The organism is Roseburia sp. 499, assembly GCF_001940225.2.
Lineage (GTDB): Bacteria > Bacillota > Clostridia > Lachnospirales > Lachnospiraceae > Petralouisia.
The window spans coordinates 18,397-30,475 of the sequence record NZ_CP135164.1; the positions used below are offsets into that span (position 1 = coordinate 18,397).

At 36.5% G+C, this 12,079-nt stretch carries 16 protein-coding genes; all 16 read left to right on the plus strand.

Annotated features, from left to right (window positions below):
• The first annotated feature begins 400 nt into the window (after positions 1–400).
• Positions 401–736 (plus strand): hypothetical protein, encoded by a 336-nt coding sequence (locus tag BIV20_RS00130; protein WP_075721704.1) that lies wholly within the window; start codon positions 401–403, stop codon positions 734–736.
• Positions 737–749: 13 nt separating this feature from the next.
• Positions 750–920, plus strand: a complete 171-nt coding sequence (locus BIV20_RS00135) for a hypothetical protein (protein WP_192848891.1) — start codon at positions 750–752, stop codon at positions 918–920.
• A gap of 186 nt (positions 921–1,106) precedes the next feature.
• A complete protein-coding gene (locus tag BIV20_RS00140; RefSeq protein ID WP_075721703.1) occupies positions 1,107–1,409 on the plus strand; it encodes a replication initiator protein A in 303 nt (100 codons plus the stop codon).
• 14 nt (positions 1,410–1,423) lie between these two features.
• Positions 1,424–2,437 carry a DUF6017 domain-containing protein gene (locus tag BIV20_RS00145; RefSeq protein WP_075721734.1) on the plus strand — a complete coding sequence of 338 codons (1,014 nt, stop codon included), beginning with the start codon at positions 1,424–1,426 and terminating at the stop codon, positions 2,435–2,437.
• A gap of 205 nt (positions 2,438–2,642) precedes the next feature.
• Positions 2,643–3,419, plus strand: a complete 777-nt coding sequence (locus BIV20_RS00150) for a type IV toxin-antitoxin system AbiEi family antitoxin domain-containing protein (RefSeq protein WP_242939872.1) — start codon at positions 2,643–2,645, stop codon at positions 3,417–3,419.
• Positions 3,406–4,347: a nucleotidyl transferase AbiEii/AbiGii toxin family protein gene (locus tag BIV20_RS00155; protein WP_075721701.1), complete on the plus strand. Its 942-nt coding sequence runs from the start codon at positions 3,406–3,408 to the stop codon at positions 4,345–4,347. The genes BIV20_RS00150 and BIV20_RS00155 overlap by 14 nt, the downstream gene beginning before the upstream one ends.
• A gap of 7 nt (positions 4,348–4,354) precedes the next feature.
• On the plus strand, positions 4,355–4,867 hold the full coding sequence (locus BIV20_RS00160) for a DUF6933 domain-containing protein (protein WP_075721700.1): 513 nt from the start codon (positions 4,355–4,357) through the stop codon (positions 4,865–4,867).
• Between the two features lie 139 nt (positions 4,868–5,006).
• A complete protein-coding gene (locus tag BIV20_RS00165) occupies positions 5,007–5,582 on the plus strand; it encodes a GNAT family N-acetyltransferase (RefSeq protein WP_242939868.1) in 576 nt (191 codons plus the stop codon).
• A gap of 294 nt (positions 5,583–5,876) precedes the next feature.
• A complete protein-coding gene (locus BIV20_RS00170) occupies positions 5,877–6,209 on the plus strand; it encodes a helix-turn-helix domain-containing protein (RefSeq protein ID WP_158024947.1) in 333 nt (110 codons plus the stop codon).
• Positions 6,210–7,508, plus strand: a complete 1,299-nt coding sequence (locus BIV20_RS00175; protein WP_075721698.1) for a type II toxin-antitoxin system HipA family toxin — start codon at positions 6,210–6,212, stop codon at positions 7,506–7,508.
• 216 nt (positions 7,509–7,724) lie between these two features.
• Positions 7,725–8,021, plus strand: coding sequence for a hypothetical protein (locus BIV20_RS00180; RefSeq protein WP_075721697.1), 297 nt, complete (start codon positions 7,725–7,727; stop codon positions 8,019–8,021).
• Positions 8,022–8,048: 27 nt separating this feature from the next.
• Positions 8,049–8,861 (plus strand): type II toxin-antitoxin system PemK/MazF family toxin, encoded by an 813-nt coding sequence (locus BIV20_RS00185; protein ID WP_075721696.1) that lies wholly within the window; start codon positions 8,049–8,051, stop codon positions 8,859–8,861.
• Between the two features lie 136 nt (positions 8,862–8,997).
• Positions 8,998–9,597 (plus strand): type IV toxin-antitoxin system AbiEi family antitoxin domain-containing protein, encoded by a 600-nt coding sequence (locus tag BIV20_RS00190; RefSeq protein ID WP_202817017.1) that lies wholly within the window; start codon positions 8,998–9,000, stop codon positions 9,595–9,597.
• Positions 9,588–10,499, plus strand: coding sequence for a nucleotidyl transferase AbiEii/AbiGii toxin family protein (locus BIV20_RS00195; RefSeq protein WP_083655270.1), 912 nt, complete (start codon positions 9,588–9,590; stop codon positions 10,497–10,499). The genes BIV20_RS00190 and BIV20_RS00195 overlap by 10 nt, the downstream gene beginning before the upstream one ends.
• Before the next feature lie 174 nt (positions 10,500–10,673).
• Positions 10,674–11,666 (plus strand): helix-turn-helix transcriptional regulator, encoded by a 993-nt coding sequence (locus BIV20_RS00200; RefSeq protein WP_075721694.1) that lies wholly within the window; start codon positions 10,674–10,676, stop codon positions 11,664–11,666.
• A 65-nt stretch (positions 11,667–11,731) separates the two neighbouring features.
• On the plus strand, positions 11,732–11,959 hold the full coding sequence (locus BIV20_RS00205) for a hypothetical protein (protein WP_075721693.1): 228 nt from the start codon (positions 11,732–11,734) through the stop codon (positions 11,957–11,959).
• Positions 11,960–12,079 lie beyond the last annotated feature (120 nt).

Here is a 12,079-nt window from a genome sequence, read left to right on the forward strand (position 1 = left end):
TTGATTGTAATTTATGCAGCGTAGTAGTAGAATGATAATGTAAATAATACCATTATCTCCAGTGGTACATATTATGAAACTTTTAACAAGTGTATTTACTAGAGAGCAGGTGTTAGAACGGTCTTTTATGCTATTGGGTTAAAAAGATGTGGTATTATAGTGTTTTGTAAACCTCGGAAACTATCAGAGGACAGACATTCTAGTTGATTCTTTGAGAAAGTAATGAGAAGCCACAGGTGCGTAAATTATTGTTTCACAGCTTTACACCATATTTTATTAAAGGCAATTTATAAGAATTGCTTTAATAACTATGCGTGTAAAGACTATAATCTGACCTTTGTGTCTATACACGTATAGTGTATAGGCTTTTTTATTTTGGTCAGGTTAGGAGGTGAAATAAATGAAGATTAATAAAAAGAATGCACTAAAACTTTGGGAAATGTGTTTTGGAGAAAAAAGATTCGCCGAAGATTTTCATGGATACCTTATGTGCAAAGATGGTTATGGAGATAGTGACTATTATGTATATGATAATCATGAAAAAATTTACTGTGGTTGGAACCTGCATCATATATTGCCAAAGGCATGCGGAGGAAGAAGTGTAATAGAGAATCTTTGCTGTACGAATATTGCAACTAATGATGCTGCAGCTGATAAGATTACATTTTGGATTGAGGATACTCTGTATCAAGTAAAAAGAATCGGAAATGGTTATGATATTTTTAGTTTAAATTAGTGGAGGAAAGACAATGAAAAGCAGATTCGATTATTCTGATGGAGATTATTGTGTTGACATGGGAGGAGGAATGATGATGGATACCGAAGGAAATCTTATGCAAGATATGGGTGGAGGTATGGCAATGGACTTAGATTCAGGAGAACTACATATAATGGAGTTTGATGCTGATAATGATGAGTAGTATAATGTTTGGCATTAAAGATATGAAAATGTTTTAAAGGGTATCTTTTTGTCAGGTAAAGAATATAAAGCGGTTGAACATATATAGGGTTCAACCGCTTTATTATTGGATGATGCAATATGTGTTTCGTATTTTGCAATTACAGGTGTAAATGTGGGATTTGATATGTTGACAGGAGGGGCATCTGTGCTAGGCTATCTTTATATTCCAAAGGCTTTTATGAAAGAGGAGACGTTTAAGAATATGACTGCTTCCGCCAAGATTATGTATGCGCTGCTCATGGAGAAACAGCAGAAATCCGTGGAGATGGGATGGATTGATACCCAGGATTATGTATATGTCCTGGTAAATACAGCTGCAATTGGAGCAGAGCTTAACTGGGAAGAATCAGAGGCAGTTGTTGCTATTGAGGAGTTAGAGAAATTTGGATTGCTTGAGATTGCAGAAAAAGACGAAGTGATGAAGCTCTATCTCAAGAGATTTGTATGAAGGGAGGGAGCGGTTTGAGTGAGAAAATAACATATAGCTATTACACAAGTGCACAGGCAAGTCAGAATGCATTCTTCCGACTTCCTCGTGCTTTATATGAAAAAGAGTGCTTCAGAGGACTGAGCAATGATGCGAAGACTCTTTATGCCCTGATGCTTGATAGGATGAGTCTTTCACTAACAAATGAGTGGTTGGATGAGGATGGCAAAGTATATATCAATTATAGCTTAGAAGATATTATGAGCACGCTTAATTGTGGGAAGACTAAGGCTGTTGCGCTTCTTAAGGAACTTGATAGTGAAAGTGGAATTGGTCTTATCGAGAAGAAGAATATGGGAATTGCTAAGGCCAGCGTGTTCTATGTGATGAATTTCGTATGTGAGGATGCTACTGAGGACGAAGTGCGCGCAGTTACTGATAGGGAAAGAATTAGTGAGGTTTCTGTGGAAGAAGACTCTGTAACTGTGGATAACTCTGTTCCACGAGTTCAGAAAATGAACTCGGTAGATACTCCCGTGTTCGAAAATCGAACTCATGCGTGTCCGGAAAATGAACACAACCGTGTTCAGAATTTGAACCCTAATAAGAATAATATAAATAAGACTAATATGAGTAAAACTAATCCTATCTTATCAATCAATCTTACACAAGAGGATGCGATTGATGAGATGGAAGGCTATAGCGAAATCATCAAAGAGAATATTGATTATGACAGCCTTCTTCTTGCTTATCCTTATGATCGTGAGATGGTAGAGGGAATTTTTGAACTGATTCTGGAAACTGTTCTGTCCAAGAATGAGGAGATTACAATTGCAGGTGATGTGTATCCAAAGAATCTTGTGAAAAGCAAGTTCCTGAAACTTAATTATTCTCATGTGGAGTATGTAATCAATTGCCTGGGGAAGAATACTACTAAAGTGAGAAATATTAAGAGTTATTTGCTTGCAAGTTTGTTTAATGCTGGAAGTACCATAAGCAGTTATTATAGGGCCGAGGTGAATCATGATATGCCGCAGTTTGCTGGGTGATAGAGTAACGAGAATATCATGTGTCTGTTGGTGCAAATTCTGCATCAACCACTGAAAAAAGTTTAAAAATACGACAAATCAACAGCTGTATAAACCATTATGAAAGAAAATTAAACTTGACTCTAATGGAAACTGGTTGTATATTAGGTTTATAAAACAAACAAAATAGCTTATACATAACCCAAGTTGAATTAAAAACATGGAGGTGTTGATTTTGAATTTGTATTTTGAGCTATTGAAAACTCCAGTATTTACTGTTGAAGATGTAAATAAATATTATGACAATATGGACAGCGCTCGCTCTGCAATCAAGCGATTGATGAAGGAGGGAATGGTGGCGAAAATCCGTAACAATATGTATACCTGCATCAGTGGAGAGACAGGGGCGCCGGTTGCTAATCGATTTCAGATAGCAAGCAAGATTACGCCAACCTCTTATGTGTCTCACCATACCGCTATGGAATATTATGGGATAACCGATCAGGTATATTACGATGTCTATGTTGCATCAGAAACCAGCTTTCGAGAGTTTGATTTTGATGGATACACCTATCGATATGTGGCATCAAAGGATCTGGAAGGTGTGGAAACACCTGCTTTAAGCGGTGGAATCCGAATTACAAATCTTGAACGAACCGTAGTAGACTGCGTAAAGGATATGGATAAAATATCAGGAATTGAAGAGGTTCTTCAGGACATTGGAAGTGTGAAACGGATGCAAGAAAAAAGAGTGTTGAAATATTTAGACCTCTTGTCTAATCAGTTCCTATACCAGAAGATGGGATTTCTTCTTTCTGGACATAAAGAGCAGATGGGGTTGTCAGATGATTTTTTTGATATCTGCAAAAGTCAAATAGGAAAGAGCAAGCGTTATCTGACTAAGGATATGTCAGGTGGACGATATGTTGATGAGTGGAAGCTGGTGATTCCAGAGAATATTTATAATTTGAAGAATGGGGTGATGGAAGATGCCGCAATATAATAGAGCTGAACTTGGAAGAATGGCTACCGAAAGTGGATTTGTGAGAGATACTTTTGAAAAGGTGCTTCGATTAAAGGAAATACTCAGATTCTTGAATGAAGATGAGTTCTTAAGAGAGCATTTACTCTTAAAGGGTGGAACTGCAATTAATCTTACAGTATTTAATCTGCCTCGATTATCAGTGGATATTGATATGGATTATACTCCTAATGATACCAGAGAGGATATGCTTGAATGTAGAGAGAAAATCACGAATGTGATAAAAGAATACATGGAGTCTGAAGGATATCTGTTATCAGATGCATCGAGATTCAGCCATAGCTTGGATGCATTTCACTACAATTATCAGAATGCTGGTGGCAATAGGGACATGATTAAGATTGAACTCAATTATTCCTTAAGAGCTCATGTTTTTGAACCGGTGTACAGAAGCATTCTTCCATCGGCATTTGATGATGGATTGAAAATACGAATGGTGAATCCTATGGAAATATTCGCAGCTAAAGGCAATGCTCTTATTACAAGAGCTGCGGCCAGGGATTTGTATGATTGGTGCAATATGTTGTCTGAGAGACTCTTTGAAGAACAGCGAGATTTGTTCAGAAAATGCTTTGTGTTTTATATGACGATTTCAGCTGATATGCTCAATAAATCGTTTGATACATCTGCAATTGATACGCTTGACTTCAATAAAATCAGGCGAGATTTATTTCCAGTGCTTAATAAGAAGGACAACTTTCAATTGGATGAGAGAAAAAAGATTGCTAAGGAGTATATAGAAAACCTAATGATTCTAACTGCGAAGGAGCAGGAATATCTTGATAACTTCGAGAAGAAAAAGTATATTCCAGAGTTACTTTTTGACGATGTTGATATTGTTAAAAGAATAAAGAACCATCCAATGGCATTGTGGAAATGTAAGGAGTAGATAGGATATGTACATATTTTGTTCGAAGGCGTTAACAGATGCCTTAAATATTAAGAAAACTGAATTACAGAAGGTATCCGCCAAGATACAGATTGATGATTTATATGCATGGCATGGTCATATAACTAAGCTTGATGGAAAGAATACAATTATTCTGATGAATGACAAAACAATGTATTCACTGATTTTCAGAAATAAGTTGCCAAGAAGTGCTGATAAGTTTGCGACGATTATCAAAGAGGCCGTCCCATACATCATGGAAGTTGGAGGATTCAATAAAACTGAAATTAATAAGTATATGACTGGAGTAGGCGAGATAATATTTGCCGAGAAGCCAGATCGACAGATGACAGGTAACCTTACTAGAATGTTTCTTGATATGGAATATACCGGGCATAGATGGCTGGAAGATGAAAGTATTCAGGTGGAGCAGGCGGCATTTGAAAATAATGGAATTAGGCGTCAGGGAAAAGAATCCGTGAAGCCGTTTGGGAGAATGTTGGAAGAGTTAGATAATTGAACTGTCGCAAAATTTGCGATAGTTCAAACTGAAGAGAGTAAAAACAGTCGATATAAAATGTGTTGCAATTCATTTTAAAGCAGTTATCTGAATTGCCAACGCTAAAACTCAAAAGAAGAGTAGAAAAGAGGATATGATTATGATGAACAAGAAGATTAAAATTCGTCCAGAAGAACATAAAGATTATAAGAGTATTATTTCTCTTATTTTGCGTTCGTTTCAAGAAGGAACAGACTATTCTGATGGAAGCGATATTATTGCATTAGTAGAGGAAATCAGAGATTCAAAATATTATATTCCAGAGTTATCCTTTGTTGCAGAATTAGATAACGAGGTGGTAGGACACTTTTTGTTTTCACATTTTCCGTTATCACCAACAAAAGAAGGAGGACATGATGATAATCCAATCTCTGAAATTGTTATGTTAGCACCTGTATCAGTTCATGCTGATTATTTCCATCAGGGAATAGGAAGCGCTATGCTTAAAATGGGAATTGAGAAAGTAAAGGAAATGGGCTATAAAGGAATAACCGTGGAAGGGAATTTTAACTTTTATAATAAAGTTGGATTTAAAACATCATCAGAGTACAACATTTTTCCAACAAGTGGATGGCCAATGGAAGAACCACGATGCATGATGTGTCAGGAAACATATGAAGGATCGTTGGATGGCGTACATGGTTATATCGTTTATGACATGTATTTCAATGCATAAAATGGGAATTTGAAGGAGGAGACTAATGAAGATAAAAGACAATTATAAATCGTATATTCTGTTGCGGAATGCTGGCAGAAGAGATGGATGTGATGGCGGAATACCAGGGTTATTCTGAGATTATCAAAGAGAATATCTTGTATGTTATGGGCTGTATGGGATAGAATACTACTAAAGTTCGCAACATCAAGGGATATTTGCTGGATTAGATATTAAGCGAATAAAAGATAACTAGACAAAAATGGCAAAATAATATATAATATGGGCATAAAAAGACAAAGGTGGCGCGTTAAAGTGAGTAAAAAAAGTTATCAAGATTACCAAAAAATTATTGGGGAGAGGATTAAGCAATATCGTATTAATGCTGGAATTTCGCAGAGAGACTTGGAGGAGGAGTCTGGGGTATCTGTTCGTAGCATATCTAGGCTAGAACAAGGAGCATCTGTTCAGCTTGAAAGTTTGATAAAAATCTTGTCTGCGCTTAATCTTGAGAGTAATATTGAGTTATTAATACCGGATCAAACGAAGCGTCCATCTTTTTATTTAAAAGAAAGTGAGAAACCAAAGCAACGAGTTCGCAAAAAAAAGGATTCTGCCAGCAATTTCAAATGGGGGGATGAAGAATAAATGAATACAACTGCAGAAGTATATTTATGGGGGACCAGAGTTGGTATTATACATCAAGATTTAGATAAGCCATATGCATCGTATGAATATGATGCTGATTTTTTGAAGAGTGGAATAGAAATATCGCCAATAATGATGCCGCTTAGTAATATTGTTTACGAGTTTCCGCTTCTTTCAGGAGAGCCATTTTTTGGCATGCCTGGATTGGTTGTAGATTCCTTGCCTGATACTTTTGGAAATAAAGTTATAGAACAATGGCTTGCTTCACAAGGAAAATCAATAAAAGATTTTACTGCAATCGATAGACTATGTTACACAGGTAAAAGGGGAATGGGAGCACTTGAATATGTGCCAGCTAGTTCGGAAATAAGTGATATTAATGAGAATATTGATGTGTCCGAAATGGTTAAGTTTGCTTCTGATGTACTGAATCAGAGAAAGCGGGTTATGCTAAATGCACAGGAAGCATTGACATATTCGCAGTTAGTGCAAGTCGGAAGTTCTGCTGGTGGTGCACGAGCTAAGGCGTTAATAGCGTGGAATGAAAAGACAAATGAGATTCGTTCTGGACAGCTCAACCTTGATAAGGATTATGATTACTGGTTGATGAAGTTTGACAATGTTTCAAAAAATGGCGATCATGGATTGGAGGATGCGCCAGAATACACTTTAATTGAGTATGCATATTATAAAATGGCATTGGATGCAGGAATTCAGATGAATGAATGTAGAATATATTCAAATGCTGGAGAGAACCATTTTATGACAAAGCGATTTGATCGTGTTGGTGGGAAAAAAATACACATGCAATCGCTGGGGGCGATGGCACATATTAGTTATAAAGAGCCAAGATTGTGCAGTTACGAAATGGCAGCGGGGTATATGCGAGAAATAAATTTACCGATGAAAGATATAGAGCAATTTTATAGCAGAATGGTGTTTAATTGTGTGGCGGTTAATCAAGATGATCATGTGAAAAATATATCTTTCTTAATGGATCGAAGCGGAAAGTGGAGGTTATCACCGGCATACGATGTTACTTATTCGTATGATGTTACCAACAAGTGGTTAAGTGCTCATCAGATGACTATAAATGGGAAAAAGAGCAACATATGTCTCGCAGATTTATTAGAAGTTGGTGAGAAAATGGGACTCAAAAAGAAAAAGTGTATGGATATTATTTCCAAGATCAGTTTGGTTGTTGGTGATTTTCAAAAATATGCAGAAGAAACAAATATTAGAGAGAATACTTTTTCGGATATAAAGAAGATTCATGATCAAAATAAGGTGGAAATATAATGGAAACTGCTAATAATTTCAGATATAGTAAGTAGGAGACGATACACCTGTTAGAAAAAAGACATCATTACTTATAGGAATATAAGTGATGGTGTCTTTTTAAATGAAAAAGTAGTTGCAAGCAAAACCAAGCTGGCATTTTTAAGGGACAGCTTTTTAAATAAAGTAAAATTAACAAAAGGGAATTATCAAAACCAAGAAAGAGAGGTAATTATTATGGCACTTTACGATTGGAATCACGACGGTAAGAAAGATTGGCCGGACAATTATATTGAGTATCCGATATATAAAGATGCTAATGGGCAGAAGAAAAATTCTTCTTATACTCCGAGTAATGGAATATCTACATTTGGTGCCATTTTAAGTACAGTGGGTGGCTTGTTTTTAGGAGCCGGTATAGTTGCATTATTTGCGGGTGACAATGCAGAGAATGTACCGGTGGTAATCACAATTGTTTTGTGGATTATCTGTAGTTCGGTATTAGCTGTATTTTGTGATAATCATGGGATATAAAAGAAATGTAGGAAGGAGAGACGAAAGATGGTTAATGGTGTACAGAAAGCATTTCCGGCATGTGTAAGAAGTGTAAAACGAGGCGATGTTTATTATGCGGATTTTGGCAGCGTTGAGGATGCAGTTGGGCATGAATTGGCAAAGCGGCGACCGGTATTGATTATTCAAAATAATCTGGGGAACAAGAAATCAACCACAACTATTTGTTTGTGTTTATCTACAAAGTGTAAGTTCGGTTTGCCATATCACGTTCATTTTAGTGATTTGAATATAGTAAACAGAGAAAGTGATATTTGTGCAGAGCAAATTAAAACAATAGATCAGTGCAGGTTGGAACAGTATCTTGGAAATGTCGGTAGTGCGGTTATGGAGCAGGTGGACAAGGCATTGCTTATAAGTTTAGGGATTAAGGAAACGGAAATAGATACTACTGTGGAAGTGGAAGAACATGAGATGGACACAGAACCACAGGAAACACTTGATATATTTCAAAGTATGGGACAGCAACTTCGCTTTTGGCAGGAGATTGAAGTAAAAGTATCTCTTATAAAAGAAGAGATTAGTCGATTGGATGATGAAATAAACTCGGTTTTGAATTACATAGAGGGGACTAATTACAATGCTGCTCAAGGGTATAAAGTTTATAAAGTCTTACGAGATAAGCAGGTTGAGAGAAAAGCATTAGTGAAAGAAGTGGCTTGTTTGGAATCAATTATTACTCATGTGGATACAGAACAATTGGTAAAGGGTTTTCAGGAAAGCATAAAGATGTCTGATGAAAAAATAAGAGAAGCGAATAAGATTACTTTCGTGAAAGAATTAATGGAAGAGGCGGTGTGAGTCATATTATTTTTAGAACTTGATACAAAAATATAAAACTTTTTGTATCAAGTTGATTTTTCGCGTTGTTTGTGTATAATAGAACTTGATACAAAAACTGCTGGGAAATTGTATAAAGTTGTATGAGGTAATGTACATGAATAGGGATATGAATTATGAATCAATATTTGGACGATATGGCGGAATAATGCGTACTTGCGAACTTACCAAGGAAGGGATATCTTATCAGATGCTTCAAAATCTAATAAAAGAAGGAAGAGTAGAGAAGATTAAGTATGGTTATTATCAGTGGCAGGATGAAAAAGCTTTTACAGAAGTATCAGTAATAACATGTCTCTTTCCTGAGGCAATTATCTGTGATGTATCAGCTGCAATGTATTATGGCTATACAGATCGAGTACCGGGAGTTTGGCATATAGCTGTTGATAATAAGTCAGCAAGAAATAAGTTTAAACTGGATTTCCCTATCATAAAACCGCATTTTATTGAGGCATCCAGATTGGATATTGGTGTGAGTGAAGGAAATATAGATGGAATTGACGTAAAGATTTATGACAGAGAGCGTATTGTTTGTGATTGTCTGCGTCATGTTAATACGATGGATGGAGAAGTGTTTAACACAGTAATTAAAAGGTATATTAGTGATAAGGATAAGGATGCTGCAAAATTGATGAGGTATGCCTCGAAACTTGGTGTTGAAAAAAAGGCAAGAAGGGTGATTGGTGTATGGCTGTAAAAGAGATAAAGGATATGGGAGCATCTGTGCTGATTAGATTAAAGAAACAGGCGAAGGAAACAGGAATCAATTATCAGACCTGTCTACAGCTTTTTGCACAGGAAGAGTTTCTTCGTAAACTTGAAATATCGCAATATGCGGAGAATCTTGTTTTGAAAGGAGGAATGTTCTTATATACTATTTCAAATTATGAGGGGAGACCAACCATGGACATTGATTTTATGTTAAGGAGAATGTCAAATGATGTAGCTGGAATGGAAACAATCATGAAGGAAATTTGTCAAACAGATACTCACAATGATTTTATTGCTATGGAGGTCCTTGGAACGAAGGAAATTACACCGGAGAAGAAATATCCCGGTATAGGTATAAATCTGATGGCGCATATCAAAAATGTGAGAATTCCATTTTCAGTTGATATTGGTGTGGATGATGTGATAGTGCCCGGCGCAGTTAAGAGAGCTGTAACAACCAGACTGGATGGCTTTAAGGAGCCAAATGTTTATACATATTCTTTGGAGAGCACAATGGCAGAGAAATTTGATGCCATTTTAAAGAGAATGACTGCTTCCAGTAGGATGAAAGATTTTTATGATATCTACTACTGGTCGCAGGTATTTGATTTTGAAGGCAGAGTGTTGCAGGAAGCAATTTTTCAAACCTTGCAGCACAGAGGGACTCCATACGAGAGAAATAGCATGGAACAGATAAAAGCATTTAATCAGAATGAATTTCTTCAAAAACTGTGGAGTAATTATAATCCCGGACCAGGACTTGAGAAACCGGATTTTTCTTTAGCATTGGCGCAGATTGACCGATTTATAGGTCCTTTGTATGAATCGATATTGCGAGAAGATGAATTTTTTGGAATGTGGTCATCAAAAGAAAACGTATGGAAATAGTATGTTTTGTTAAGTAAGGTGAAATGTGTAATGCTATGGAGAAATTGGTATCAGTATAGCAAATAGTTTGCATGAGGTGTCCGATAAATTTCCACAATCTGTTAAAAAGTGGTGGACTTTGGGGCATGAGGAGTTCATAATTAAGATAATAAAATTTACACGGAGGTAAAAATTATGTCGAGAGGAACGAACCAGAAGTTTAAATTTACTTATCTTATGAAAATAATGCAGGCGAAGACGGATGATGAGCATAGCCTTACCATGCCACAAATTATGGATGAACTTGAAAAATACAATGTTACCGCTGAGAGAAAAAGTATTTATACAGATTTTCAGGATATGACAGAGAAGTTTGGAGTTGAGATTATAAAGGAACAGATTGGTAGAGAAACCTATTACCATGTTGGAGCAAGAGAATTTGAACTTGCAGAGGTGAAGCTTCTTATTGATGCGATTCAGTCTTCGAAGTTTATCACACTGAAAAAATCCCGTGAACTGATTGCCAAGATTAAGAGCTTTGTAAGCGAGCATCAGGCGAAGCAGTTGCAACGCCAGGTGTATATCAATGATCGCGTAAAGACCATGAATGAGTCCGTGTATTATAACGTTGATGATGTTCATACAGCAATCAATCAGAATAAGAAGATTCGATTCAAATATTATAAATGGGACATAAATAAAAAACTTGTTCCAAGACATAATGGAGACTGGTTCGTTGTCAGTCCATGGGCTCTTACCTGGGATGATGAGAATTATTACATGGTGGCCTTTGATGATTTGGATCATAAGATTAAGCATTATCGTGTAGATAAGATGATGCGAATTTCTATTGAAGATGAGATGCGTGAAGGTAAAGAAGAATTCAAAAACTTTGATATGGCTGAGTATTCCAAGTCGACATTCGGGATGTATCAGGGGCGGAAGACAAAGGTGAAAATTCAATTTGCCAATGATATGTGTGGGGTTTTCATTGACAGATTTGGTAAGGACATTTCCTTTCGGACGATTGATGATGAGCACAGTGAGCTTCTTGTGGACGTGAATGTCAGCCCACAGTTCTTTGGATGGATTTTTAGTCTGGGTAAGGATGTGAAGGTAACCGGACCAAGTGAAGTAGTAGAGCAGATGCGAGAAGCTGCAAAGGAGTTTCTTGGAAATTTGAATTAAACAGTAGTTATGAAAATCGGGCAATTGCTGCCCGATTTTTTTGAATTTATGAGGGAGAAAATGAGTTGGGGTTTTTAACGGACAGGTTTTTGAGTAAAGTAAAATTAACAAAAAAATTAACAAAAGTGACGGGAGATTTAAGATGGGGAGATTTTTATTTTGGATTCAAAGGAAAAGAAGAATTGAGAAGAAAAAATGCGGGCAGTGTTGTTTGGTGTGCCCGTATTATAAGGAATGCAGAGAAGATGGGGCACTGTAAATGTAGAAAGCAAAATATGGTCGCAATCGGTTGATTAGATTTGGAAGGAGAATGATTATGAAATTTAAATGATTAGGGCAGGGGATTAGGGGCTCCGGCCTTGAATTGTATACCTTTTCGAAGATATCATATACAAAAGTAATTTGAAAAGTGC

Excerpts from the sequence above, each read along its gene's own strand:
- BIV20_RS00130 (WP_075721704.1), top strand. The coding sequence starts at position 401 with ATGAAGATTAATAAAAAGAATGCACTAAAACTTTGGGAAATGTGTTTT.
- BIV20_RS00135 (WP_192848891.1), top strand. The coding sequence starts at position 750 with ATGAAAAGCAGATTCGATTATTCTGATGGAGATTATTGTGTTGACATG.
- BIV20_RS00155 (WP_075721701.1), top strand. The coding sequence starts at position 3,406 with ATGCCGCAATATAATAGAGCTGAACTTGGAAGAATGGCTACCGAAAGT.
- BIV20_RS00160 (WP_075721700.1), top strand. The coding sequence starts at position 4,355 with ATGTACATATTTTGTTCGAAGGCGTTAACAGATGCCTTAAATATTAAG.
- BIV20_RS00165 (WP_242939868.1), top strand. The coding sequence starts at position 5,007 with ATGATGAACAAGAAGATTAAAATTCGTCCAGAAGAACATAAAGATTAT.
- BIV20_RS00175 (WP_075721698.1), top strand. The coding sequence starts at position 6,210 with ATGAATACAACTGCAGAAGTATATTTATGGGGGACCAGAGTTGGTATT.
- BIV20_RS00180 (WP_075721697.1), top strand. The coding sequence starts at position 7,725 with ATGGCACTTTACGATTGGAATCACGACGGTAAGAAAGATTGGCCGGAC.
- BIV20_RS00185 (WP_075721696.1), top strand. The coding sequence starts at position 8,049 with ATGGTTAATGGTGTACAGAAAGCATTTCCGGCATGTGTAAGAAGTGTA.
- BIV20_RS00190 (WP_202817017.1), top strand. The coding sequence starts at position 8,998 with ATGAATAGGGATATGAATTATGAATCAATATTTGGACGATATGGCGGA.
- BIV20_RS00195 (WP_083655270.1), top strand. The coding sequence starts at position 9,588 with ATGGCTGTAAAAGAGATAAAGGATATGGGAGCATCTGTGCTGATTAGA.
- BIV20_RS00200 (WP_075721694.1), top strand. The coding sequence starts at position 10,674 with ATGTCGAGAGGAACGAACCAGAAGTTTAAATTTACTTATCTTATGAAA.